The sequence below is a fragment of the Cellulomonas sp. P22 genome, assembly GCF_044392165.1.
On the sequence record NZ_JBISBW010000011.1, the window covers coordinates 28,889 to 53,421 of the forward strand.

Genomic DNA, 24,533 nt, shown 5'->3' on the forward strand with positions numbered 1-24,533 from the left:
ACGGAGCCCACGGCGACCAGCGCCGTGGGCTCCGTCGTACCGCGGGTCAGCGGCTCGAGTAGTTGGGTGCCTCGGAGATCATCTGCACGTCGTGCGGGTGCGACTCCTTGAGCCCCGCGGGGGTGATCCGCACGAACTTCCCGCGCTGCTGCAGCTCGGGGACCGTGCGGGCACCCACGTAGAACATCGACTGGTGCAGACCGCCGACGAGCTGGTGGGCGACAGCAGCGAGCGGGCCGCGGTAGGGCACCTGGCCCTCGATGCCCTCGGTGATGATCTCGTCGTCGGACAGGTCGCCCTGGAAGTAGCGGTCCTTCGAGTACGAGCGGCGGTCGCCACGCGTCTGCATCGCACCGAGCGAGGCCATGCCGCGGTAGCGCTTGTACTGCTTGCCGTTGACGAAGACCAGGTCGCCGGGCGACTCGTCGCAGCCCGCGAGGAGCCCGCCGAGCATCACGGTGTCGGCCCCCGCGACGAGGGCCTTGGCGATGTCCCCCGAGTACTGCAGGCCACCGTCGCCGATGACCGGCACCCCGGCCGGCTTGGCGGCGAGCGACGCCTCGTAGATCGCGGTGACCTGCGGCACGCCCACACCGGCCACGACGCGCGTGGTGCAGATCGAGCCCGGCCCGACGCCGACCTTGATGGCGTCCACGCCGGCGTCGACGAGCGCCTGCGCACCCTCGCGCGTGGCGATGTTGCCACCGATGATCTGGACGTCGCGCGTGGCGGGGTCCTTCTTGAGCCGGCGCACCATGTCGAGCATGAGGCGCGCGTGCCCGTTGGCGGTGTCGACCACGAGCACGTCGACGCCGGCCTCGACCAGCGCGATGACCCGCTCCCACGCGTCGCCGAAGAACCCGACGGCCGCGCCCACGACGAGGCGACCCTCGCCGTCCTTGGTCGCCTGCGGGTACTGCTCGGTCTTGACGAAGTCCTTGACGGTGATGAGCCCGGCCAGCACGCCCGCGGCGTCCACGAGCGGCAGCTTCTCGACCTTGTGCTTGGCCAGGAGCCCGGCGGCGTCCTCGCGCGCGATGCCCACCGGGGCCGTGACCAGCGGCATCGACGTCATGACGTCGCGCACGAGCCGGGTCGGGTACTCGTCGGGGGCCACGAAGCGCAGGTCGCGGTTGGTGATGATGCCGAGCAGCCGCTGCTTCTCGTCGACCACCGGAAGGCCCGAGACGCGGTACTTGCCGCACAGCTCGTCGAGCTCGGAGAGCGTCGCCTCGGGTCCGACCGTCACCGGGTCGGTGATCATGCCAGACTCGGACCGCTTGACGAGGTCGACCTGGTGCGCCTGGGCCTCGATCGACAGGTTGCGGTGCAGGATCCCGATGCCACCCTGACGGGCCATCGCGATGGCCATGCGGGCCTCGGTCACGGTGTCCATGGCCGCCGAGACGAGCGGCAGGGCCACCGAGATCTCGCGGGTGAGCCGGGAGGTCGTGTCCACCTCGCTCGGGATGACGTCGGTCTCTCCCGGGAGCAGCAGCACGTCGTCGTAGGTCAGACCGATGCGGCCGAACGGGTCGGAGGTCTCACGTGATCCGGGGGTTCCGAGGTCGGTCATCCGTCGATGATACGTCCACGGGACAGGCGTCGTGAATGACCCCGCAGGCCCCCGGAGAGGGGCCGCAGATCAGCGGATCAGACCGCGCCGCAGCCCGATGGCGACCGCCTGCGCGCGGTCCGCGGCGCCGAGCTTGCGGAACAGCCGGCGCGCGTGGGTCTTGACCGTGTCCTCCGAGAGGAACAGCTCGGCACCGATCTGCGAGTTCGAGCGACCGTTGCTCATGCCGACCAGGACCTCGATCTCGCGCTTGGTCAGCGAGACCTCCTCGACCCCGCGCTGGGTCGGCGTCTCGACCATGGCGTCCATGAGCGTCGACTCGGCGCGGATGGCCGTGGGCCCCGCCGTCGCGGGGACCGCGGGGCTCGCGAGAACGTGCGCGGCGACGGCGGACAGCTCGGCCCTCCCCACGTCGGGCGCGAGGTAGCCGCGCGCACCGATCGAGATGGCGCGGTCGAGCGCGACCTCGTCGCCGGGCACCGCGAGCATCACGATCGTGGCGGTGGGGGCCAGGCTGCGCAGCCGGCGGATCGCCTCGACCGGGCCGGGGCCGGGCAGGTGGGCGTCGAGCAGGACGATCGTCGGGGGGATGCGGCGCGCGAGGGCCGTGAGCTCCTCGGCGGTCGAGGCGGAACGCACCGGGGTGAGCGAGGGGACACCGAGGGCCGTCAGCACCAGGCGCTCCCGCACCACGGTCGAGCCGTGACACACCACGACCCCAGCCATCGAGCCCTCCTTGCCGCACACGGGTGTCGCGCGCTTGTTACCACTCTGTATCGACGCGGCGTCGCGCAACGTTAGTCCACAGTGCGGGTGAAAGGCCCGGAGCGTCTGACTCTGCGCCATCTCCGGCGGGCTCAGACGGTGACGGCCAGCACCTCGGCGAGCAGGCCCGTGAGCGTGCGCGCCCGGTGCACAGAACGGCCGAGCGGCAGCCCCTGCGCCGCGGCGTCCCCCAGCATCGCGAACTGCGGGACGTCGGGATGGGTCTGCACGATCGCCTCGACGGCGGTGAGGTCGGGGGCGGCGAGCTCGGTGACGAGCACGACGGCCGCCGGACGGGTCATCGCGGTGATCTCGACGAGGCGGTGCCGTTCGACGGGGCCCACCACGATGCGCGGGTCGGCGCCACGCTCGGCGAGCACCGCCGCGAGCACGTGGAGCACGAGCGGGCACTGCTCGCCGGGGGCCGGGAGCAGCAGCACCACGCGCCGCCCGGCGACGTGCGCCCGGGCCTGCGGCGCGGTGCGGGCGCGCAGCCCGGCGAGCACGGCACCGACCACGAGCGCGTCGGCGTCCTCCCCCGGTCGGGCCAGGACCGTGCGGGCCGCGAGGCCGAGGCGCACGGGCTCGACGAGGTCGCTCCACCAGGACACGAGCGCGTCGGCGGGCGGCGGGGCGAGCAGCCGCCGGCAGGCGACCTCGTCCCCGCGCAGCGCCGCGTCGATCACGACGGTGGGGGTCGCGTGCACGGCGGGGTCGGCCGACGCGAGGGGGTTCGGGAGCGGCACGACCTCCGGGTCGGCGGCCCCCAGGGCGGCGGCGCGCATGTCGGTCTCGCGGGCCACGCGCGCGGCCTCCGAGGGGGCGACGCCGTCGAGCGTGAGGCCCCGCATCACGAGAAGCCGCGCGACGTCGTCGGAGGTGTAGCGGCGGTGCGACCCCGCGGAGTGCTCGGACGGGCCGAGCCCGTAGCGACGGTCCCACGTCCGCAGCGTCGCGGGGGCGACCCCGAGGCGACGGGCGACGGCAGCCACGGAGAGGGCCGGACCGTCGACGGCGGACGTCGGCCCCGGCACGGGTGCCGGAGCGTCACCGTCGGTCACCATGACCCGATTGTGCACAACTTGCGGCGCGGTTGCCAACGCGTGTCCAGTTCAGATTCGGTACGACCTGGACGTTCGTCACACTGAAGCGATTCTGAACAGGGACTTGAACAACTTGTGGCGCGGTTGGTAGCGTCTCGCCCCGTACGCAGTTGCACCGCAAGACATCCCGATCGCTGGGGCCTGGCGCACCGCCGCCGCCGGCCCGGCGTCTGAGTCGAGGAGGACCGCATGGCCGAGATCTCACGTCTGCCCGGGCCCGTCATGGACCTCTGGGAGTGGCAGTTCGAGGGCGCCTGCCGCGACGCCGACGAGAACCTGTTCTTCCACCCCGAGGGTGAGCGTGGATCTGCGCGCCGCCGCCGCGCCGAGGCCGCCAAGGCGGTCTGCGCGACCTGTCCCGTCATCCAGGAGTGCCGCGAGCAGTCGCTCGCCGTGCGCGAGCCCTACGGCGTGTGGGGCGGCCTCTCCGAGGACGAGCGCGCCGCGATCCTCGCCCGCCCCTCACGCAAGGCCATCTGAGCACTGCCGCACCTCCCCTCAGACACGACGAAGCCCCTCCCGGCACAGCCGGGAGGGGCTTCGTCGTCTCAGCTCAGCGGTGCCGAGCAGAGGTCACTTCTCGACGATCGCGAGGATGTCGCGGGCGGAGAGGATGAGGTACTCCTCGCCCGAGTACTTGACCTCGGTGCCGCCGTACTTGCTGTAGATGACCTTGTCACCGACGGCCACGTCGAGCGGCACACGGTTGCCGTTGTCGTCGATGCGGCCGGGGCCGACAGCGAGGACCTCGCCCTCCTGGGGCTTTTCCTTGGCGCTGTCCGGGATGACCAGACCGGAAGCGGTCGTCTGCTCCGCCTCGAGCGTCTTGACGACGATCCGGTCCTCGAGCGGCTTGATGGAGACCGACACTGCGGACCTCCCCTTCACTTGTGGGTTCTCAGTGATGTCCGAATCCCGCTGCGCAGACCCACCGCCGTCGCGGGTGTCGGGGAGTCAGCCAGTGCGGAGGACCCAGCCCTGAGGACTGTGCCACCAGTCACTCTAGGAACCCGTTAGCACTCGGTCAAGGCGAGTGCCAGAACTGCCGGGTGCGCGCGCCGCCCCGCAGCGGCATCCGTTGCCGCCTGCACGCGAGCCGGGGCCTTCCGCGTGCGAGGATCGCCCGCATGGACGCAGCCGGTCTCGCGAAGCTCCTCAGCCCGACCGGCTGGGCGCTGCTGAGCGCACTCCCCCCGTACGACGAGCAGCGCACGATGGCGCTGTCCGAGCGGCTGCGCCGCGAGGGCCTCGACCCCGAGCTCGTCGCGGCGGCGCTGACCCAGTCCCGGCTGCGGGCCAAGGCGCACGCGAAGTTCGGCGAGTTCGCCGACGGGATGCTCTTCACCCCGGCCGGGCTCGAGCAGGCCACCCGGCTCGTCGTCGCCGCGCACCACGCGCGCCGCTACACCGCCGCCGGGGTGACGAAGGTCGCCGACCTCACGTGCGGCGTCGGCGCCGACTCGATGGCCTTCGCGGGCGTCGGCCTCACCGTGCTCGCGACCGACCTGGACGAGGTCGCCGCGTCGGTCGCGACCGTCAACCTGCGCCACTTCCCCGAGGCCGAGGTGCGGCACGGCGACGGTCTCGCGCTCGACCTCGAGGCCGAGGGGGTCGACGGCGTGTACGCCGACCCGGCCCGACGCACCACGTCGGGCAGCCGGGTCTTCGACCCCGCGGCCTACGCCCCGCCGCTCGACGCGGTCCTCGCGCTGCGGTCGCGCGTGCCGGCGCTCGGGCTCAAGCTCGGACCCGGCATCCCGCACTCCGCGCTGCCCGACGACGCCGAGGCCCAGTGGGTCTCGGTCGACGGCGACGTGGTCGAGGCCGGGCTGTGGTTCGGCCCGCTCGCCCCCGACGGCCCGGGTCGCAGCGCCCTCGTCCTGCGGCCCGACGGCGCGCACGTCCTGCGCTCGGGACCCGGCGGCCCACCCGCCCCCGACGTCGGCCCGGTCGGCGGCTACCTCTACGAGCCCGACGGCGCCGTGATCCGCGCGGGCCTGGTGGCCGACGTCGCCACCGCGGTGAACGGACGCCTGGTCGACCGCACCATCGCCTACGTCACGTCCGACATGCTGCACCCCGTGCCCACCGCGACCGCGTACCGCGTGCTCGACACGCTGCCGTTCGGCCTCAAGCGGCTGCGCACCTACCTGCGCGAACGCGACGTCGGGCGGCTGACGATCAAGAAGCGCGGCACCGCCGTGGTGCCCGAGCAGCTGCGCGGGCAGCTCTCGCTGCGCGGCTCGGCCGAGTCGACCATCGTGCTGACCCGGGTCGACGGACGCCAGCAGGTGATCGTCGTGGAACCCCTGTCGGGGCCGGCGTGAGCCCGCGGGTCGCGCTGCCGTTCGCCCGCTCCGAGCGCTCGACGCTCGGGGTCGAGTGGGAGCTCGCGCTCGTCGACTCCGACTCGGGCGACCTGCGGCAGGTCGCCCAGACCGTGCTCGACGCCGTGCGCCCCGACCACGGCGGCGACCATCCCGCGATCCGCCAGGAGCTGCTGCTCAACACCGTCGAGGTCGTCTCGGGCGTGTGCCGCACGGCCGCGCAGGCCCGCGACGACCTCGAGCGGGCCATCGAGGAGGTCCGCGCCGTGACCGACCCGCTGCGGGTCGAGCTCATGGGTGGCGGCACGCACCCGTTCGCGCGCTGGGCGCAGCAGAAGGTCACCGACAAGCAGCGCTACGCGACGCTGATCGACCGCACGCAGTGGTGGGGCCGGCAGATGGTCATCTACGGACTGCACGTGCACGTGGGCGTCGAGGACCGCGACAAGGTGCTGCCGATCTCGCGCGCCCTGCTCACGTGCTTCGCGCACCTGCAGTCCCTCTCGGCCGCGTCGCCGTTCTGGGGCGGACGTGACACCGGCTACGCGTCGAACCGGGCGCTGATGTTCCAGCAGCTCCCGACGGCCGGGCTGCCGTTCGCGTTCGAGCGCTGGGACGAGCTCGAGGGCTACGTGGGCGACATGCTCCACACCGGAGTCATCGACCAGTTCGACGAGGTCCGCTGGGACGTGCGCCCCTCGCCGCGGTTCGGCACGATCGAGGCCCGCATCTGCGACAGCCCGTCGAACATCCTCGAGGTCATGGCCCTGACGGCCCTCACGCACTGCCTCGTGGAGCACTTCTCGTCGATGCTCGACCGCGGCGAGGACCTGCCGACGATGCCGCCGTGGTTCGCGCAGGAGAACAAGTGGCGATCGGCCCGCTACGGCATGGACGCGATCGTCATCGTGGACGCCGCGGGCGAGGAGGAGCTCGTGACCGACGCGGTGCGGCGCCTGCTGGTCGACCTCGCCCCCGTGGCCGAGCGGCTGGGCTGCGCGGCCGAGCTCGACCTGGTGCACGTCATCCTGCGCCGTGGCGCGTCCTACCAGCGCCAGCGCGCCGTGGCCCGCCGGCACGGCGGGGAGCTCGACGCGGTCGTCGCGAGCCTGGTCGCCGAGATGCACGCGGGTCGGCCGCTGTAGCGCAGCGCCGCAGGTCCGGTGCCGGATACGCCTGCCCGGGAGACCCGGCCCGCGCTAGGGTTCGAGCGCCGCGGCCCCCGCCCGGTCGTCCGCCGCGAGCCCCTGGAGCCCTGCATGCCCCGACCCGGTCCCCGCCCCGACCGCCGCTCCGGCACCGGTCGGGCCGCGCAGGCCGCGACGTGGACGCTGGTCGGCGCCGCGTGGGTCGCCGTCGCAGCGGCGGCAGTTGTGCGCCTGGCCGGGGGCGACGGGTACGAGCTGCCCGAGGCCGTCGAGGACGCGCTGCCCCCCTCCGTCACGGGCTTGCTGATCGGTGCGGCGCTGACCGTGGTGCGGTTCACGGTGCGGCTGCTCGCCTGAGGGCTGTTGCGCTCAGACCAGCACGTGCGTGAGCGGCATCGAGGAGTCGACCGGCAGATCCAGGTCCGAGGGCGCGAGCCCGCGGCGCACGGCGGCCGAGCCGAGCGCGGCGATCATCGCGCCGTTGTCGGTGCAGAACCGGATCGGCGGGATGCGCAGGTCGATGCCGGCCTCGGCGCAGCGCACCGCCGCGAGGTCCCGCAGCTGCGAGTTGGCCGAGAAGCCGCCGCCGATCACGAGCGTCGAGACGTCGTGGCGCCGGCATGCGGCGATGGTCTTGGCCGTGAGGACGTCCGCGACGGCCGCAGCGAACGAGGCCGCGACGTCGTGCAGCGGGATCTCCTGGCCCGCGTCCTCGCGCGCCTCGACCCAGCGGGCGACGGCCGTCTTGAGCCCGGAGAACGAGAAGTCGTACGCGTGCTGGGCCTGGTCCTTCGCGGCGGTGAGCCCGCGCGGGAAGCGGATCGCCTCGGGGTCGCCCTCGCGCGCCAGCCGGTCGATGTGGGGGCCACCCGGGTAGGGCAGGCCGAGCAGGCGTCCGACCTTGTCGAAGGCCTCCCCCGCGGCGTCGTCGAGCGTCGAGCCGAGCTCGTTCACGCCGGTGACGATGTCGTCGACGAGCAGCAGGCTCGAGTGCCCGCCCGAGACGACCAGCGCCATGACCCGCTCGGGGAACGGCCCGTCGACGAGCTCGTCGACGGCGGCGTGGCCGATCACGTGGTTGACGCCGTACAGGGGCTTGCCGAGACCGACCGCGAGCGCCTTGGCGGCCGCGGCGCCGACGGTGAGCGGGCCCACCAGCCCGGGGCCTGCCGTGACGGCGATCGCGTCGACGTCGCCGAGCTCGACGCCCGCGCCCTCGAGTGCGCGCTCGAGCGTGGGCACCATCGCCTCGAGGTGGGCTCGCGAGGCGATCTCGGGGATGATCCCGCCGAAGCGGGCGTGCTCGTCCATCGAGCTCGCGACCGCGTCGAACAGCAGCTCGTGGCCACGGACGAGCGCGACGCCCGTCTCGTCGCAGGACGTCTCGATCCCGAGGACGAGGGGCTCACTACTCATGGGACCAGGATATGTCTCCGAGCTGGCGGTCCGGTCCGGCGGGCGACCGGGTGGTCGTGACGGAGGTCGCGCACGGCGGTGGTGTGGTGCAGGTCACGCCCGAGTCGGGAAGAAATCGTTTTCGTGAATTCTTCAACTATCCGTGAGCACTGACACTCTTCCCGAGACCGCCGCCACCCCCTTCGTGATCGCCGACGACGCCGCCGACCTCCTGTTCCGCGAGGCCCGCACCGCACGCGAGTTCACCGACGCCGAGGTCACCGACGAGGAGCTGGCCGCGGTCTACCAGCTCATCGCCTGGGGCCCCACCGCCATGAACACGGTCCCGCTGCGCGTGCTCGCCGTGCGCAGCACCGAGGCCCGCGAGCGCCTGGCCGCCCTCATGGCCGAGGGCAACCGCCAGCGCGTGCTCGACGCCCCGGTCACCCTCGTGCTCGCCGCCGACCCGGCGTTCCACACCCACCTGCCGGTCCTGGCCCCGCACATGGCCGGCATGGCCGAGGCGCTCGAGCCCGCCGCCGCCATGCGCGCGCAGATGGCCCGTGACAACGCCTTCCTGCAGGCCGGGTACCTCATCGTCGGCCTCCGCGCCGCCGGGTTCAGCGCCGGTCCGATGGGTCTGGCCGACCCGGCCGGCATCGACGCCGCGTTCTTCGCCGAGACCGGCTGGTCGTCGCTCATGGTGGTCAACGTCGGCCGCACCGAGGGCACCGGCACCGAGTTCCCGCGCGCGGCACGGCTCACGTACTCCGAGGCGTCGCTGACCGTCTGACGGTCCCGCGTCCGGTCCGGGCCGGTCGCGCGGCGAGCATGCTCGCGCGGCCGGCTCAGCCGGGCTCGTCACCGGTCGCCGCAGGGCGCCGCGGGTCGTTCGACCACTGCGACCACGACCCCGCGTAGAGCGCGGCGTCGACCCCCACCGACGCGAGCGCCGCGGCCTCGTGCGCGGCCGTGACGCCCGATCCGCAGTACACGCCGACCGCCACGCCGGGCACGACGCCGAGCGCTGCGAACCGCGCCACGAGGTCGCCCACGGGCAGGAACCGCCCGTGCGCGTCGAGGTTGCCCGCCGTGGGCGCGCTCAGCGCCCCGGGGATGTGGCCCGCACGCGGGTCCACCGGCTCGACGTCCCCCCGGTAGCGCTCGGCCGCGCGCGCGTCGAGCAGGATCCCGCCCCGGGCAAGTGCGGCCGCCCCGTCGGCGTCGAGGACCCCGGCCGCGACGGGCGCGAGCTCCACGTCGCCCTGCTCGGGCACGACGTCGCCCTCCTCGAGCGCCCACCCCGCCGCGGTCCACGCCGGGAGGCCGCCGTCGAGCAGCCGCACGTCGCGCACCCCGGCCTGCCGCAGCAGCCACCACGCGCGGGCCGCGGACATGCCGCCCGCGTCGTCGTAGACCACGACCGACCCGCCCTCGCGCACGCCCCAGCGGCGCGCCGCGGCCTGCAGCACGTCGAGCGGCGGCAGCGGGTGGCGCCCCTGCTGCGGCGACGCGGGGGCCGCGAGCTCGGTGTCCAGGTCCACGTACACGGCGCCCGGGACGTGACCCGCGAGGTGCCGCTCGCGCCCGTCGGTGCGCCCCAGCGCCCACCGCACGTCCAGGACGACGGGCGGCCGTGCGCCGGCCAGCAGCTCGTGCAGCGCGACGGCGTCGACGAGCACCTGCTCGCGCGCCGTCCGGGTGCCGTCGGCCACTGTTCGGGCCTGGTCGTTCTCGCTGGCCACGGGGGCCTCCTCGTCGTCTCGGTGCCCGGCAGCCCTCACGGCAGCGGCGGCAGCGGCAGGCTCATGGTCCACGCGTCGACGCCCTCGGGCTGGTAGTACCCGCGGCGGCGGCCCAGACGCACGAACCCCGCCCGCTCGTAGAGCCGCAGCGCCGGCTCGTTGTCGATGCGCACCTCGAGCAGCACGTTCGCCGCCCCCAGGTCTCGCGCCCGGGTCACGAGCGTGTCGAGCAGCAGCGCACCCACGCCCCGCCCCTGGTGGGCGGTGTCCGTGCCGATCGTCATGACCTGCGCGTCGTCGCCGTCGAACCACAGGCCCGCGTAGCCCACCAGCTCACCCGTCACGACGTCCTGCGCGCCCACGTACCACCGGCCCGGGCCCTGCAGCTCCTCGGCGAGCGAGGCCGCCGACCACGCGCCCGCACCGAAGAGCTCGGTCTCCATCCGTGCCAGGGCGGGCAGGTCGTCACGGCCCAGGAGCCGCACGACGACCCCGGGCGTGGTCCTCACGCCGAGGCGCGCTTGCGTTCGGCCGACGGCACCGCGTCCGGGCGGCGCAGGTACAGCGGCGCGGTGGGAAGCTCGGTGGCCCCGGCTGCGAGCCGGGCGAGGGCCAGCCGGGCGAGCTCGGCCGGGTCGGGCTCGGTGGGCGCACCGGCCACGGGCGGCAGCAGGTCGGGGTACAGCTCGGCGCCGGCACCGACCACGAGCGCACCCGCGCCGAGCCCGGCTGCCACGACGTCGGCGGCGTCGACCACGGGGCCGCCGACCAGCTCGACGAGAGCGCCGTGGTGCTGCGCGGGGTCGAGCACGCGGTAGCGCGCCGCGTAGACCTCGCGACGGCGTGCGTCGGCCGTCGCGAGCACCTCGGTGCCGGGCGCCAGGTCGAGGGTGCGGGCCGCGCCGGCCGCGAGCGCGTCGAGGCTGCTCACGCCGTGCACGGGCACCCCGAGCGCGACACCCAGCGCGCGCGCCGTGACGAGCCCGACCCGCAGCCCCGTGAAGGGCGCCGGCCCGGTGCCCACGACCACGGCCGTGAGGTCACGGCGGTCCGCACCGGCGTCGGCAAGGACGTCGACGATCATCGGTGCGAGCAGCTCGGCGTGACGCCGTCGCTCGGGGGTCGCGCGCGAGGCGAGCGTGACGCCCGCCTCGTCGGTCAGGGAGACGGAGGCTGCTGCTGAGGTGTCGAGGGCGAGAACAGGCACGGGTCAAGCCTGCCACCTCTACGCCCCGGTGCGGGACTCGCGCAGGTCAGGGCGCTCCGGTGGCGCTCAGGCGGGCAGGTCGACGCCCACCCAGCGCCGCCCCACGGCCGTGAGGGTCGCGACCCGCGCACCGCCTGCGGCGTCCTCGAGGTCGGCGGGCAGCGTGCCGCCGCGCGGCCGGCGCAGCGCGATCTCGAGCCGATCCTCCGCGAGCCCTTCGACGAGCCCCTCGCCCCACTCGACCACGGTGACGGACTCCTCGAGGCTCGCGTCGAGGTCGAGCGCGTCGACCTCCTCGAGCGACCCCAGCCGGTAGGCGTCGACGTGCACGAGCGCGGGGCCGCGCGCACCGTCGACGGCCGCGAGGGGCGGGTGCACGCGCGCGATGATGAACGTGGGCGACGCCACCTGGCCACGCACCCCCAGCCCTGCACCGATGCCCTGCGTGAGCGTGGTCTTGCCCGCACCGAGGTCACCCGTCAGCACCACCAGGTCACCCGCGCGCAGCACCCGTGCCAGCTCGCGGCCGAGCGCACGTGTCGCCTCCGCGTCGGGCAGGTCGATGCTCAGCTCCTGGACGACGCTCACCGCACGATCCCTTCCACCTCGGAAACAGCTCCTTCCACCGCGGGCGCGAAGCCCGCCCCATCGACGGCTCCCGGCGCCCGCTCGGCCACGGCGCCCAGGGGGCCGTCCGCCGCCGCGGTGTCGACGTGCACGCGCGGCACCCGCGCGCCCAGCCGGGTGACGATCTCATAGCTGATGGTGCCCGCCGCGCGCGCCCAGTCCTCGGCGGTGGGTCCCCCCGCCGCCCCGGTGCCGAACAGCTCGACCCGGTCGCCCGCCTGCTCCCTCGCCCCGGGCCCGAGGTCCACCACGACCTGGTCCATGCAGACCCGCCCGGCCACCCGCAGCCGGCGCCCGCCCACGAGGAGCGGACCGCCGGGGTGGTCGGGGCTGCCCGACGCGTGCCGCGGCACCCCGTCGGCGTACCCGATGGGCACGACGCCCAGCACGGTCTCGCCCGGCGTCACGTAGGCGTGCGTGTACGACACGCCCTGACCCGCGGGCACGGCCTTGACGGTGGCGAGCTCGGCCTCGAGGGTCATCGCGGGCACGAGCCCGAAGGCCTCGGGCCCCCCGATCGCCGGCACGGGCGAGAGGCCGTAGACCGCCAACCCCGGCCGCACGAGGTCGTAGTGCAGGGCGGGGGCCGTCAGCGTCGCCGCCGAGTTCGCCAGGTGGCGCACCTCGAGGTGCGCCCCCCGGGCCTCGACCACAGCGACCGCCTGCGCGAAGACGGCGGCCTGGGCGTGCACCGTGGGGTGGTCGGGCTCGTCGGCGAACGCGAGGTGCGACCACAGGCCGACCACCTGCACCGCCCCCTCGGCCTCGGCGCGCAGCGCGGTGTCGAGCACGTCGGGCAGCACGTCGGGCGTCAGGCCGTTGCGCCCGAGCCCGGTGTCGACCTTGAGGTGGATGCGAGCGGTGCGACCTGCGTGGCGGGCCGCGGCCACGACCTCCGCGAGGGCCCACGGTGCGGCGACCGAGACGTCCACGTCCGCGGCGACAGCCGCGGCGAGCGGAGCCCCGGGCGCGTACAGCCAGGTCAGCAGCCGGGGGGTGGTGACGCCCGCGGCCCGCAGCTCGAGGGCCTCACCCATCTGGGCGACCCCCAGCCAGGTGGCTCCGGCCGCGACAGCCGCCTCGGCCACGGGCACCAGGCCGTGGCCGTAGGCGTCGGCCTTGACCACCGCCATGACCTGCGCGGTCGGGGCGTGGGCGGCCAGCGAGCGCACGTTGGTGCGGATCGCGGCGAGATCGACGACGGCACGAGCGGGGAAAGAGCTCACGGGCCCAGTCTCCCACTGCCCCACGGGTGCCCGGGCGGCTCAGCCGCGCAGCAGCTCCGCGACGGTGCCCGCGAGCGCGTCTGCCACCGCGAGCGCTGACACCGGACCCCCCGGGTTCGCCCGGTCGGCCGCGCGGCCGTGCACCAGGGCTGCCGCGGCCGCGAGGGCGGCGACGAGCGAGGGGTCGGCGACCACGTCGGCCGCCCGGCCCGCGAGGAGCGCCCCGAGCAAGCCGGCGAGCACGTCACCGGCCCCGGCGGTCGCGAGCCACGACGGTGCGTCGGCCTGCGAGTAGACAGCACCTCCGGCGCCCACGACGAGCGTGGTCGGGCCCTTGAGCAGCACGGTGGCGTGCGTGAGCTCGTGCGCCCGACGGGCCCAGCGCAGCGGCTCGGCCTCGACCTGCGCGCGGTCGACGTCCTCGCCGCGCGCGCTCAGCAGCGCCGCGAGCTCGCCCGCGTGCGGGGTCAGCACGACCCACGGGGCCAGACGCTCGGGAACCAGGCTCAGCGCGCCGGCATCCACCACCGCGGGCTGCTCCTGCGCGATGACGGCCGCGAGCGCGGCGTGCACCCGCTCGGCCTGCGCGAGGTCGTCGGGGTCGACCCCGGGGCCGAGCGTCCACGCCTGGACGCGTCCGTCGCCAGCGACGACCTCGGGGCGCATCGAGAGCACGGTGGCGCTGACCCCGGGCGAGCCCAGGTAGCGCACCATGCCGACACCGGCCGCCACCGCCGCGGACACCGTGAGCACCGCCGCCCCGGGGTACGACGGCGTTCCCGCGACGATGCCGAGCACCCCGCGCGAGTACTTGTGCGCGTCGGGCGACGGCACGGGCCACAGTCCCGCCACGTCGGCCCCCTCGAGCCTGGCCACGGCCGGTCGCACGTCGTCGAGGTCGAGGCCGATGTCGACCACCTCGACCTGTCCCGCGCACCTGGTCGCGGGCGGGAGCAGCAGGCCCGCCTTCGCAGCCCCGAACGTCAGCGTCAGATCTGCGGCGAGCACGGTGCGGTGCGGCTCGTGCCGCTCGTGCGGCTCGGTCCGGGGCACGACGCCCGTGTCCACGTCGATCCCGCTCGGGGTGTCGACCGCCACCACGAGCGGCCCAGGACCCCGTCCACCTGCACGTTCGTCGTCGATCAGCTCTCCGAGCAGTGCCAGGACCTCGGCCGCCGGACCCCGCACGGCACCGTTCGCGCCGATGCCCAGCACCCCGTCGAGCACCACGTCGGCCGCGTAGGCGTCGGCGATCGCCTCACCGGCCCACACGGGTGCGCCCGGCCCTTCGCCCACCTGCAGCACCCGCCCGTGCGCCGCCCGCAGCGCCGTGAGGCCACCCTCGTGCGCACGCGTCGACGTCAGCAGCGCGCACACCTCGACGCCGCGCCGGGCCAGCAGCGCCCCCGCGTGCAGCGCGTCGCCGCCGTTCGCCCCCGCCCCGGCGAGCACGACGACGCTCGCGCCGCGCACCCTCCCCCGCCGCTCGCGCAGCAGCTGTGTCACCCGGACGGCCAGGGCGTGCGCCGCGCGGTCCATGAGCGGGACGCCCGCGGCGAGCATCGGCTGCTCCGCGGCGCGCACGTCGGCTGCTGTGTAGGCGAGGATCACGCGACCATCATGTCGGGCCCGGGCGCCGGGGTCGCGCCGGGTTCACCCGATAGGTTCAGGGCATGCGATTCGGACTCTTCATCCCCCAAGGCTGGCGCCAGGACCTCACCGGCATCGACGCGAGCGAGCACTGGGGCGTCATGCACGGCCTCGCCCAGCACGCCGACGACGGCGACGCGTGGGAATCCGTCTGGGTCTACGACCACTTCCACGCGGTGCCCGAGCCCAACGGCGAGGCCACCCACGAGGCGTGGAGCCTCGTCTCCGCGTTCGCCGCGAGCACCCGGCGCGTGCGCCTGGGCCAGATGTGCACGTGCATGGCCTACCGCAACCCCGCCTACCTCGCGAAGGTCGCCGCGACCGCCGACATCATCTCGGGCGGACGCGTCGAGATGGGCATCGGGGCGGGCTGGTACGAGCACGAGTGGCGGGCCTACGGGTACGGCTTCCCGCGGGCCGGGGCGCGCCTGGCCGCGCTCGAGGAGGGCGTCGAGATCTTCCGCCAGCTGTGGACCACGGGCACCGCGACCCTGCACGGCGAGCACTACCAGGTCGACGGCGCCCAGCTCTCGCCCCTGCCGCTGCAGGCGGGCGGCCCGCCCCTGTGGGTCGCGGGCGGCGGCGAGACGAAGACGCTGCGCATCGCTGCCCAGCGGGCCGCGTACACGAACTTCGACGGCAGCCCCGAGGGCTTCGCGCACAAGTCGGCTGTGCTCGCCAAGCACTGCGCCGACCTGGGGCGCGACTTCTCCGAGATCACCCGTTCGGCCAACTACAACGTGGTCATCGGCAGCACCCAGGCGGAGGTCGACGACCGCCTCGCCTGGATCCACGACCACTACCGCCGCACCGTGCCGGCCAAGGCCGACGGGGTCCTCGAGGAGTTCCGCAGCGGCCCGCTCGTGGGCACGCCCGAGCAGGTCGTCGAGACGCTGCGCGGGCTCGAGGAGCTGGGCATGACGTACCCGATCACGTACTTCGCCGAGGCGGCGTACGACCGCTCGGGCATCGAGCTGTTCGAGCGCGAGGTCATCCCCGCGCTGCGCTGACCCTGTAGCCGTGCCCGGTCAGGACGGACCGGGCACGGCTCGCGGGTCGGGTCGGCGCCCCTCAGGCGGGGTCGGCCGCCGCGCCGTCGGACTCCGCCACGACCATGGCCGACGCGATGCCGCCGTCGTGGGACAGCGACAGGTGGAAGCGGGCGACACCCAGCTCTGCGGCGCGGGCCGCCACGGTCCCGCTCGCCTCGACCTCGGGCGGTCGCCCGACGACGCGCCGCACCGTCACGTCGTGCCAGCGCAGCCCGCCCGGGGCGCCCAACGCCTTGGCGATGGCCTCCTTCGCGGCGAACCGTGCGGCCAGCGAGTTCGGTGCGAGGTCCCGCTCGGCCGCGGTGAACAGCCGCTCACGCAGGCCCGGTGCACGCTCGAGGGTCGCGGTGAAGCGCGCGACGTCGACCACGTCGATCCCGACCCCGACGATCACGCGACGACGCCCGCGCGCACGGCGCTCACTCGACCGTGACGGACTTCGCGAGGTTGCGCGGCTGGTCGACGTCCAGGCCCCGAGCCGTCGCGAGCTCGCACGCGAAGATCTGCAGCGGGACCACGGTGAGCAGCGGCGCGAGCAGCGTGGACGACTGCGGGACGAAGAAGACCTCGTCGGCGTACGGCAGCACGGCGTCGTCGCCGTCCTCCGCGATGACGAGCGTGCGGGCGCCGCGCGCCCGGATCTCCTGGATGTTGGAGACGACCTTCGAGTGCAGCGAGTCACGTCCGCGCGGCGAGGGCACGACGACGAAGACCGGCTGACCCTCCTCGATCAGCGCGATCGGGCCGTGCTTGAGCTCACCGGCAGCGAAGCCCTCGGCGTGGATGTACGCGAGCTCCTTGAGCTTGAGCGCGCCCTCGAGGGCCACCGGGTAGCCCACGTGCCGCCCCAGGAAGAGCACCGAGGTCGCGTCGGCCATGGACCGCGCGCTCTCCCGGACCCGGTCGGCGCGGTCGAGCACCTGCTGGATCTTGTCGGGCATCTGGCGCAGGTCGTCGAGGATCTCGGAGATCTCGTCGGCGAACTTGTTGCCCCGCAGCTGGGCCAGGTAGAGGCCCAGCAGGTAGGCCGCGGTGATCTGCGAGAGGAACGCCTTGGTCGAGGCGACAGCGATCTCGGGCCCGGCGTGCGTGTAGAGCACGGCGTCGGACTCGCGCGGGATCGTCGAGCCGTGCGTGTTGACGATCGCGAGGACCTTGGCCCCCTGCTCGCGCGCGTGCCGCACCGCCATGAGCGTGTCCATCGTCTCGCCCGACTGCGACACGGCCACCACGAGGGTCTTGGAGTTCACGACCGGGTCGCGGTAGCGGAACTCGTGCGCGAGCTCGACCTCGACCGGGATGCGGCACCAGTGCTCGATCGCGTACTTGGCCACGTGGCCCGCGTAGGCGGCGGTGCCGCACGCGATGACCACGATCTTGTCGACCGAGCGCAGCAGCGCCTCGTCGATGCGCAGGTCGTCGAGCACGAGCCGGCCGTTGATGTCGGTGCGACCCAGGAGCGTGTCCCCGACCGCCTGCGGCTGGTCGTGGATCTCCTTGTCCATGAACGAGCGGAAGCCGTTCTTCTCGGCCGCTGCCGCGTCCCAGTCGACCGTGAACCGGCGGGCCTCGACGGGGTTGCCCGCGAAGTCGGTCACCTCGACGGTGGTCGGCGTGATCGTCACGACCTGGTCCTGCCCCAGCTCGAGGGCCTCCTTGGTGTGCGCGATGAACGCGGCGACGTCCGAGCCCATGAAGTTCTCGCCGTCGCCCAGGCCCACCACGAGCGGCGAGTCGTGCCGGGCACCGACCACCGTGTCGGGGGTCCCGGCGTGCACCGCGAGCAGCGTGAACGTGCCGTGCAGGCGAGCCACGACGTCGCGCATGGCCACGGACAGGTCGCCGTGGGTCTCGTACGCGCGGCTGAGCAGGTGCGCCACGACCTCGGTGTCGGTCTCGGAGAGGAACTCGGCGCCGTCCGCGAGCAGCACGGCCTTGAGCTGGGCGAAGTTCTCGATGATGCCGTTGTGGATCACGGCCACGTCACCCACGACGTGCGGGTGCGCGTTCTCGTCGGTGGGACCGCCGTGGGTGGCCCAGCGCGTGTGGCCGATCGCGGCCGTGCCGCCGGGCAGCGGCGTCGCGTCGAGCAGCTCGACGAGGTTCGCGAGCTTGCCGGACTTCTTCGCGACGGCGGCGATCCCGTCACCCGTCCCGGTCAGCGCGACACCCGCGGAGTCGTACCCGCGGTACTCCAGCCGACGGAGCCCTTCCAGGACGACCTCCAGGGGTCGTCCGTTGGGCTCCTGAGTTCCGACGTACCCCACGATTCCGCACATGGGCGGGAGTCTACCGGCGCGGACCGCCCCCGACCGGTCCGGGTGCTGGACGTCACGCGGGGGGAACCGTGCGGCCCACCGGCGTCGATCGGGCAGAATCGTCGTCGTGCCATCTGAGCCCGTGCCCTCCACGCCGTACGTCGACCTCGACCGTGAGGCGTGGGCCAAGCTCTCGTCGTCGACGCCGCTGCCGCTCACCGACGTCGACGTCGACCGGCTCGCGGGGCTCGGCGACCCGATCGACCTGGCCGAGGTCGACGCCGTGTACCGACCCGTCTCGCGCCTGCTCGACCTGTACGTGGGCGCCACGCGCGGCCTGCACGAGGCGTCGAGCACGTTCCTGCGCGAGGACACCGGCAGCACGCCGTTCGTCATCGGGGTCGCGGGGTCGGTCGCGGTCGGCAAGTCCACGACCGCCCGCCTGCTGCGCGAGCTCATGGCCCGCTGGCCCGCGACGCCGCGGGTCGAGCTCATCACGACCGACGGCTTCCTGTACCCGAACTCCGAGCTCGAGCGGCGCGGGCTGATGGACCGCAAGGGCTTCCCGGAGTCGTACGACCGGCGGGCCCTGCTGCGCTTCGTCTCGAAGGTCAAGGCCGGACGCCCCGAGGTCCGCGCCCCCGTCTACGACCACCTCACGTACGACATCGTGCCGGGGGCCGAGACCGTCGTGCGGCGCCCCGACGTGCTGATCGTCGAGGGTCTCAACGTGCTGCAGCCGGCCCGGGCCACGTCCGAGGGCACGTCGAACCTCGCGGTGAGCGACTTCTTCGACTTCTCGATCTACGTCGACGCCCGCACCGACGACGTGCGCCAGTGGTACGTCGACCGGTTCCTGTCGCTGCGCGCCACCGCGTTCGCGCGCCCCGAGTCGTACTTCCGCCGCTACGCGGACCTGACCGACGAGGAGGCCGTGGCGATGGCCGAGCACCTGTGGGACACGATCAACGCCCCCAACCTGGTGCAGAACATCCTCCCGACGCGCAGCCGGGCGACGCTCGTGCTGCGCAAGGGTCGCGACCACGCGGTCGAGAGGGTCCGGCTGCGCAAGCTCTGAGCCCGCCCGTCCGTCCGAGGGCAGCCGGTCAGCGTCCCGCGCGGTCCGCCCGGACCCCGTCCGCCTGCACGGGCCCGGCCTCATCGAGGCCGCCCGCCTCGTCGGCCCTGCTCGCCTCGGCGGGCCCGCTCGCCTCGCGCGGCTCGACCAGGTGCACCGGGTAGTGCCTGACCTCGATCTCCGTCAGACCGGACAGCGCCGCCGCGACGTCTCCCTGCACCGCGCCGCACGCATCGAGCGGCAGCGCGGCACGGATGGCCGCGCCCATCGCGTCGACGAGCCACAGGTCCCACCCGTCGGGAGCTGCGGGGCACGGGGTCCCGGCCTCCTGCGCCACCGAGGGCCGGGCGAGCACCTCGAGCAGCCCGTCGAGGTCACCCTCGAGCCGTCGCACGGTGACGGCGTCCCAGACACCGGCCCTGTCGGTGAGCGACTCGCCGCCCACGCACTCCACGACGCCCAGGGGCGTGAAGCCGTCGGGGACCGCGCCCGCTGCCGGGACGTCGGGGTGCGGGGTCGAGGTCGCGCCGCTGTCGAGCTCGAGCCCCAGCGCGGCCACGACCTGCGGCGCGAGGCAGTCGACCGCACGAGCGGTCACCGCAGGGTCGGGCACGGCCAGGGTCGCGGGGCCCGTGGCGCACGACCCGAGCAGCAGCACCGTCGCCCCCAGAGCGCCCACGGCGAGCAGGGTGCGGGTCCTCGCCGAGCGGCTTCCGTCGGGGTGCACGACCGCGCCCGTCGTCGTCCTGCGCATGTCAACCCCCGTCGTCCTCACCGGCCCGCAGAACCGACCCGCTCGTACGAGCGGGACGGCTGTGCAGGGAGACGACGACGGTGTGGTCCCCGCATCGAGGTTAGGCGGGTCCACCGGGCTCCGGGCCGGGAAGAGACCAGATCGTTAGCCGCCGGGCGCGATCGTTGCCGCACCGTGACCCGAGCGTCGGTTCCCCGCGGGCGGCCCGGCGGCCCGGCGCGGCCCGTCCGCCTGCCGCCGCCCCGGTCAGCGACCGACGACCGCGGGGATTCCTCGCGTGATCCGGACGAGCTCGGCGTACGTCGTCGGGAACACCGCGTGCGGGGTGCCCGCTGCTGCCCACACGACGTCATGGGCACCGAGCGCGACGTCGACGAGCGTGCGCACCGGCGCGGGATGACCCACCGGCCCGACCCCGCCGATCGGCTGCCCGGTCGCCGCCCGCACCGCCGCGGCGTCCGCCCGGGTCAGGTGACCACCGAGCAGGCCCTCGACCAGCGCGGGCTCGACCCGGTGCGCCCCCGAGGTCACGACGAGCAGCGGCTCGCCGTCGAGCAGGAACACGAGCGAGCTCGCGATGGCGCCCACCTCGACGCCCAGGCTGCGCGCCGCGTCGGCGGCCGTCCGTGCGGAGAGGGCCAGCTCGCGCACCTGGCCCCGGACCCCCAGGTCGGTCAGCGTGCGGTGCACGTGCGCGGCGTTGCGGTGGAGTCGGACGTCGGTCTCAGGATCGGTGCTGCGAGGTTCGGACACATCACCACCTTACGGACGTGCGGCGCGCGGCACGACCCCCTCGGTGACCGCCGTTCGCCCCGTCGCGCCGCCGTGCTCCTCGGTGGGGGTGGTGAGATCGGCCACGGGTGCCCGGGAGGCACGTCGCCCCAGGACGGTCGGCCGCCCTCCCGCACCCAGCCAGAGGTGCAGCACACGGTCGATCACGATCCCTACGACGGCGCCCAGGACGACCCCCACCACGACGGCGGTCACCGGGTGGTCGTGCAGCCACGCGCCCGCGCCCATCCCGATCAGCACGCCGTACACCCCCCAGGTGACACCGGCGAGCGCCGTGAGAGCGACGAACCGTCGGCGCGGGTAGCCGAGGGCTCCCGCGGTCATGTTGACCGCGACGCGACCGACCGGGATGTACCGCGCCGCCAGGATGAAGGACGACCCCCGGTGCGCGAGCGCGTCCTCGGCCCAGCGCAGCGCCTGGGCGCCGCGCCTGGTGCGGAAGATCCGCAGCCGGTGCGCGTCGACCCTCGACCCGATCGCGTACGCGATCTGGTCGCCCGTGAACGCGCCGGCGGCCGCGACCACCGCGAGCAGCGCCGGGTGCGGCCCACCGGTCGTCACGGAGATCGCCGCGAGCGCGATCACCACCGACTCGCTCGGGACCGGCGGGAAGAACCCGTCGATCGCGGCGAAGGCCCAGACCACGCCGTAGACCCACCCCGAGCCCCCGAGCGCGAGGATCCACTCCTCCAGCACGTGTCATCAGCTCCAGGTGATCGGTGTCCTGCCGGTGACGGCTGGTGTCGCGACGCGGTGCCGGGGCCCTGCGTCGTGAGATCGACCCTACGGACGGCGGCTCCCGGGGGACATCGGTGAGCACCCCCACCCCACCCTGAAGAGTGGGACCCCGACCCTGACGATCTTGGCGTGGTTCGGCAGGCGCCCACGTCCCCCGCGCGGATGAGATCACGGCCAGACGCGCCCTTCTCGGGGTGGACGGTGGCGGCCACGACCCTGACCGGGGTCAGGTCCGCTCGTCGGGGTCCGGGTCGGTCCGGTGCGGGCCGCCGGGCTGCTGTTCGCCGTCCGGGGACCCACCCGTGCCCGCCGCGTCCTCGGCCGTGCGCAGCTGCACCTCGCCCACGCGGGTGAACCGGCGCAGCACCTGGTCGATCAGCAGACCGACCAGGAGCCCGACGGCGACCCCCACGACCACGGCCAGCACCGGGTGGTCGTGCAGCCAGCGCCCGGCCCCGAGCCCGATGGCCGTCGCGTACACGGCCCACGTGACGGCGGCCAGCGCGGTCAGGCCCACGAACCGGCGCCGGGGGTAGCCCAGGGCACCGGCGGTCATGTTGACGGCCACGCGACCGACCGGGATGTACCGCGCCGCCAGGATGAACGCGGCGCCCCGCTGCGCGAGCGCGCGCTCGGCCCAGTCGAGCGACCGGCGCCCACGCTCGGTGCGGAACAGCCGGATCTTGTGGACGTCGATCCGGGTGCCGATCGTGTAGGCGATCTGGTCGCCCGAGAACGCCCCGAGGGCCGAGACCCCGGCGACGAGGTACAGGTTGGGGCTCCCGGTGGACTCCGACAGCGCGGCGAGCGCGATCACGGCCGACTCGCTCGGGATCGGCGGGAAGAAGCCGTCGATCATGACGAACGCGTACAGCGCGAGGTAGACCCATCCCGAGCCCACCAGGTGGACCAGCCAGTCCTGCACGCGCCCTCAGCCCCCGCCGCCGCCGCGTCCGGGTCGGAGCGGCCCGGGCCTGCGTCCACCGTAGGGGGCACGCGGCGCACGGGCAGGGCGAGCGCCGCCCGGCGACGGCTCTCAGCGGGGCAGGTCGCCCGTCACGAGGTCGAAGCCCAGCGAGCGCGACGCGGCGACGGGGTGCGGCTCGGCGGCCCAGCTCCCGCCCAGGTCGTCGGTCGCGGCGAGCGAACGCAGCGCGGCGCGGTCCAGGTAGAGCGTGCCACCCAGGTGGTCGGTCTCGTGCTGGACGATGCGCGCGGCCCAGCCCGTGACGAGCTCGTCGAGCGCGCGGCCCGTCTCGTCGGCACCCGTGAGCCGCACCTGGCGGGGACGGGCGACCACGGCCTGGTAGCCGACCACGCTCAGGCAGCCCTCGTAGAACGCGGCCGTGCGGTCCCCGACGGGCGTGTAGCGCGGGTTGACCAGCACCCGGAGGTCGACGGACGTGCGCTCACGCGCCGCGGTGATCTCGGGGTCGACGGTGCCCGGGTCCTCGACCACGGCGATCGCGAGCGGCAGCCCGATCTGCGGGGCGGCGAGCCCCACCCCGGGTGCCGCGCGCATCGTGCGGTGCATCAGGGCGATCAGCGCCTCGAGGTCCGCCGCGTCGAGCTGCCCGTCGTACGGTTCGGCCACCATGCGCAGCACCGGGTGCCCGGCCTGGACGATCGGTGCGACGTCGCCCGGGGCGTCGTGCGCGGCAGCGAGCAGCCGCTGCACGTGGGCGCGCAGCATCGCCGCCGGCACGCTCACAGTGCGAGCCGGGCGCGGACCACGTCGGCGAGCTGGCCTGCGATGCGCTCGGCGTCCACCTGGCTCGCGGCCTCCACCATGACCCGGACGAGCGGCTCGGTGCCCGAGGGGCGCAGCAGCACCCGGCCCGCGTCGCCGAGCGCGGCCTGCGCCGCGGCCACCGCCTCCGCCAGCACCGGGTCGGTGCCCGCACGGCTCCGGTCGACTCCCGAGACGTTGACCAGGATCTGCGGCAGCCGCTGGACGACGCCGGCCAGCTGGTCGAGCTTCTGGCCGGTGCCGGCTACGCGCGCGGCGAGCTGCAGCGCGGTGAGCACGCCGTCGCCCGTGGTCGCGTGGTCGGCGAGGATCACGTGGCCCGACTGCTCCCCGCCCAGCGAGTAGGCGCCGGCCCGCATCGCCTCGAGCACGTAGCGGTCGCCCACGCCGGTCTCGACCATGTGGATGCCCTCGGCCTGCATCGCCAGGCGCAGGCCCAGGTTGCTCATGACCGTCGCGACGAGCGTGTCGTGCGCCAGCACCCCGCGGTCGCGCATCGCGACCGCGAGCACTCCCATGATCTGGTCGCCGTCGACGAGCGCACCCAGGTGGTCGACAGCGAGGCAGCGGTCCGCGTCGCCGTCGAACGCCACCCCGAGGTCGGCCCCCGAGGCGACGACTGCGGCCTGGAGCTGCTCGGGGTGCGTCGAGCCGCACTGCTCGTTGATGTTGCGCCCGTCGGGCGAGGCGTTGATGACGACCACGTCGGCGCCCGCGGCGCGCAGCGCCGCCGGGCCGACCTCGCTCGCGGCACCGTTCGCGCAGTCGACAGCGATCCGCAGGCCCGCGAGGCTCACGTCCACCGTGCTCACCAGGTGCGCCACGTAGGAGTCGCCCGCGACCCCTGTGTCGATGCGGATGCGACCGACGTCGGCGCCGACGGGACGGTCCCACGGCTCACGCAGGCGCTGCTCGATCGCGATCTCGAGCTCGTCGTCGAGCTTGAGGCCCCCGCGCGCGAGGAACTTGATCCCGTTGTCGGGCATCGGGTTGTGCGAGGCCGACAGGACGACACCCAGGTCGACGTCGAGGGAGGCGGTGAGGAAGGCCACCGCGGGGGTGGGCAGCACCCCGACGTTGATCACGTCGACGCCCGCGCTCGCGAGACCGGCGGCCACGGCCGCGCTGAGGAACTCGCCCGACGCGCGCGGGTCACGTCCGACCACGGCGCGCGGCCGGTGCCCTGCGAAGACCCCTTCGGCGCCCAGCACGTGCGCGGCGGCGACCGAGAGGTCGAGGGCGACCTCGGCCGTCACGTCGCGGTTGGCCAGGCCTCGGACCCCGTCGGTCCCGAACAGTCGACCCATCAGCGAGCCCCTTGAGTAGGTGTGGACGGTGGGGC

The 24,533-nt window shown here is 74.4% G+C and carries 26 protein-coding genes; 7 read left to right on the forward strand and 19 right to left on the reverse strand.

Translation table 11 applies throughout. The features are described from left to right. Positions 1–46 precede the first annotated feature (46 nt). The 3 genes from guaB to ACGIF2_RS12700 form a co-directional block, all read right to left on the reverse strand. On the reverse strand, positions 47–1,576 hold the full coding sequence (gene guaB / locus ACGIF2_RS12690; protein WP_396047144.1) for an IMP dehydrogenase: 1,530 nt from the start codon (positions 1,574–1,576) through the stop codon (positions 47–49). 69 nt (positions 1,577–1,645) lie between these two features. Beyond that, positions 1,646–2,302, reverse strand: coding sequence for a LuxR C-terminal-related transcriptional regulator (locus ACGIF2_RS12695; RefSeq protein ID WP_396047146.1), 657 nt, complete (start codon positions 2,300–2,302; stop codon positions 1,646–1,648). A gap of 131 nt (positions 2,303–2,433) precedes the next feature. After that, positions 2,434–3,405, reverse strand: coding sequence for a MerR family transcriptional regulator (locus ACGIF2_RS12700; RefSeq protein WP_396047148.1), 972 nt, complete (start codon positions 3,403–3,405; stop codon positions 2,434–2,436). Between the two features lie 228 nt (positions 3,406–3,633). On the opposite strand from ACGIF2_RS12700, the gene ACGIF2_RS12705 reads away from it, so the two are divergent. Further along, entirely contained in the window at positions 3,634–3,924 is a 291-nt protein-coding gene (locus ACGIF2_RS12705; protein ID WP_396047150.1) for a WhiB family transcriptional regulator, read from the forward strand. A gap of 93 nt (positions 3,925–4,017) precedes the next feature. Here the strand turns inward: ACGIF2_RS12705 and groES are convergent, their stop codons facing one another. Next, on the reverse strand, positions 4,018–4,314 hold the full coding sequence (groES, locus tag ACGIF2_RS12710; RefSeq protein ID WP_066582386.1) for a co-chaperone GroES: 297 nt from the start codon (positions 4,312–4,314) through the stop codon (positions 4,018–4,020). A gap of 257 nt (positions 4,315–4,571) precedes the next feature. Here groES and ACGIF2_RS12715 point away from each other — a divergent pair, with 257 nt between their 5' ends. From ACGIF2_RS12715 to ACGIF2_RS12725, 3 genes are all read left to right on the forward strand, one after another. Next, entirely contained in the window at positions 4,572–5,771 is a 1,200-nt protein-coding gene (locus ACGIF2_RS12715) for an SAM-dependent methyltransferase (protein ID WP_396047152.1), read from the forward strand. Further along, complete coding sequence (locus ACGIF2_RS12720) at positions 5,768–6,916, forward strand: glutamate--cysteine ligase (RefSeq protein WP_396047154.1); 1,149 nt, start codon at positions 5,768–5,770, stop codon at positions 6,914–6,916. Before ACGIF2_RS12715 ends, ACGIF2_RS12720 begins: the two co-directional genes overlap by 4 nt. Positions 6,917–7,030: 114 nt before the next feature. After that, complete coding sequence (locus tag ACGIF2_RS12725; protein ID WP_396047156.1) at positions 7,031–7,276, forward strand: hypothetical protein; 246 nt, start codon at positions 7,031–7,033, stop codon at positions 7,274–7,276. 12 nt (positions 7,277–7,288) lie between these two features. Here ACGIF2_RS12725 and tsaD read toward each other — a convergent pair whose 3' ends face one another. After that, complete coding sequence (tsaD, locus tag ACGIF2_RS12730; RefSeq protein WP_396047158.1) at positions 7,289–8,335, reverse strand: tRNA (adenosine(37)-N6)-threonylcarbamoyltransferase complex transferase subunit TsaD; 1,047 nt, start codon at positions 8,333–8,335, stop codon at positions 7,289–7,291. Between the two features lie 142 nt (positions 8,336–8,477). Here tsaD and ACGIF2_RS12735 point away from each other — a divergent pair, with 142 nt between their 5' ends. Beyond that, on the forward strand, positions 8,478–9,107 hold the full coding sequence (locus tag ACGIF2_RS12735; RefSeq protein WP_396047160.1) for a malonic semialdehyde reductase: 630 nt from the start codon (positions 8,478–8,480) through the stop codon (positions 9,105–9,107). 55 nt (positions 9,108–9,162) lie between these two features. Here ACGIF2_RS12735 and ACGIF2_RS12740 read toward each other — a convergent pair whose 3' ends face one another. The 6 genes from ACGIF2_RS12740 to ACGIF2_RS12765 all read right to left on the reverse strand — a co-directional run bounded on the left by ACGIF2_RS12740 (position 9,163) and on the right by ACGIF2_RS12765 (position 14,730). After that, positions 9,163–10,059 (reverse strand): sulfurtransferase, encoded by an 897-nt coding sequence (locus ACGIF2_RS12740; protein WP_396047162.1) that lies wholly within the window; start codon positions 10,057–10,059, stop codon positions 9,163–9,165. A 35-nt stretch (positions 10,060–10,094) separates the two neighbouring features. Continuing rightward, positions 10,095–10,568, reverse strand: a complete 474-nt coding sequence (rimI, locus tag ACGIF2_RS12745; protein WP_396047164.1) for a ribosomal protein S18-alanine N-acetyltransferase — start codon at positions 10,566–10,568, stop codon at positions 10,095–10,097. Beyond that, complete coding sequence (gene tsaB / locus ACGIF2_RS12750; RefSeq protein WP_396047166.1) at positions 10,565–11,266, reverse strand: tRNA (adenosine(37)-N6)-threonylcarbamoyltransferase complex dimerization subunit type 1 TsaB; 702 nt, start codon at positions 11,264–11,266, stop codon at positions 10,565–10,567. Before tsaB ends, rimI begins: the two co-directional genes overlap by 4 nt. Positions 11,267–11,332: 66 nt before the next feature. Next, positions 11,333–11,854: a tRNA (adenosine(37)-N6)-threonylcarbamoyltransferase complex ATPase subunit type 1 TsaE gene (gene tsaE, locus ACGIF2_RS12755; protein WP_396047168.1), complete on the reverse strand. Its 522-nt coding sequence runs from the start codon at positions 11,852–11,854 to the stop codon at positions 11,333–11,335. Then, complete coding sequence (gene alr, locus ACGIF2_RS12760; RefSeq protein WP_396047170.1) at positions 11,851–13,119, reverse strand: alanine racemase; 1,269 nt, start codon at positions 13,117–13,119, stop codon at positions 11,851–11,853. The genes tsaE and alr overlap by 4 nt, the downstream gene beginning before the upstream one ends. Positions 13,120–13,158: 39 nt before the next feature. Further along, the gene (locus tag ACGIF2_RS12765) at positions 13,159–14,730 is read right to left on the reverse strand and encodes a bifunctional ADP-dependent NAD(P)H-hydrate dehydratase/NAD(P)H-hydrate epimerase (RefSeq protein ID WP_396047172.1); all 1,572 of its coding nucleotides are present in this window, start codon (positions 14,728–14,730) and stop codon (positions 13,159–13,161) included. Between the two features lie 62 nt (positions 14,731–14,792). Here ACGIF2_RS12765 and ACGIF2_RS12770 point away from each other — a divergent pair, with 62 nt between their 5' ends. Then, entirely contained in the window at positions 14,793–15,779 is a 987-nt protein-coding gene (locus ACGIF2_RS12770) for a TIGR03560 family F420-dependent LLM class oxidoreductase (RefSeq protein WP_396047174.1), read from the forward strand. A 61-nt stretch (positions 15,780–15,840) separates the two neighbouring features. Here ACGIF2_RS12770 and ACGIF2_RS12775 read toward each other — a convergent pair whose 3' ends face one another. Together ACGIF2_RS12775 and glmS are read right to left on the reverse strand one after the other, a co-directional pair. After that, positions 15,841–16,215, reverse strand: coding sequence for a holo-ACP synthase (locus ACGIF2_RS12775; protein ID WP_396047176.1), 375 nt, complete (start codon positions 16,213–16,215; stop codon positions 15,841–15,843). A 25-nt stretch (positions 16,216–16,240) separates the two neighbouring features. Further along, on the reverse strand, positions 16,241–18,100 hold the full coding sequence (glmS, locus tag ACGIF2_RS12780; RefSeq protein WP_396047178.1) for a glutamine--fructose-6-phosphate transaminase (isomerizing): 1,860 nt from the start codon (positions 18,098–18,100) through the stop codon (positions 16,241–16,243). Between the two features lie 106 nt (positions 18,101–18,206). Here glmS and coaA point away from each other — a divergent pair, with 106 nt between their 5' ends. After that, complete coding sequence (gene coaA / locus ACGIF2_RS12785; RefSeq protein ID WP_396047180.1) at positions 18,207–19,157, forward strand: type I pantothenate kinase; 951 nt, start codon at positions 18,207–18,209, stop codon at positions 19,155–19,157. Between the two features lie 28 nt (positions 19,158–19,185). On the opposite strand, the gene ACGIF2_RS12790 is transcribed toward coaA, so the two are convergent. From ACGIF2_RS12790 to glmM, 6 genes are all read right to left on the reverse strand, one after another. After that, positions 19,186–19,911, reverse strand: a complete 726-nt coding sequence (locus tag ACGIF2_RS12790; RefSeq protein ID WP_396047182.1) for a hypothetical protein — start codon at positions 19,909–19,911, stop codon at positions 19,186–19,188. A gap of 246 nt (positions 19,912–20,157) precedes the next feature. Next, positions 20,158–20,664 carry a YbaK/EbsC family protein gene (locus ACGIF2_RS12795; protein ID WP_396047184.1) on the reverse strand — a complete coding sequence of 169 codons (507 nt, stop codon included), beginning with the start codon at positions 20,662–20,664 and terminating at the stop codon, positions 20,158–20,160. Positions 20,665–20,673: 9 nt separating this feature from the next. Next, complete coding sequence (locus ACGIF2_RS12800) at positions 20,674–21,399, reverse strand: DedA family protein (protein WP_396047186.1); 726 nt, start codon at positions 21,397–21,399, stop codon at positions 20,674–20,676. A 268-nt stretch (positions 21,400–21,667) separates the two neighbouring features. Beyond that, positions 21,668–22,366, reverse strand: a complete 699-nt coding sequence (locus ACGIF2_RS12805; protein ID WP_396047188.1) for a DedA family protein — start codon at positions 22,364–22,366, stop codon at positions 21,668–21,670. A 111-nt stretch (positions 22,367–22,477) separates the two neighbouring features. Further along, positions 22,478–23,134 carry a peptide deformylase gene (locus ACGIF2_RS12810; protein WP_396047510.1) on the reverse strand — a complete coding sequence of 219 codons (657 nt, stop codon included), beginning with the start codon at positions 23,132–23,134 and terminating at the stop codon, positions 22,478–22,480. Positions 23,135–23,148: 14 nt separating this feature from the next. After that, on the reverse strand, positions 23,149–24,498 hold the full coding sequence (gene glmM, locus ACGIF2_RS12815) for a phosphoglucosamine mutase (RefSeq protein ID WP_396047190.1): 1,350 nt from the start codon (positions 24,496–24,498) through the stop codon (positions 23,149–23,151). Between the last annotated feature and the right edge of the window lie 35 nt (positions 24,499–24,533).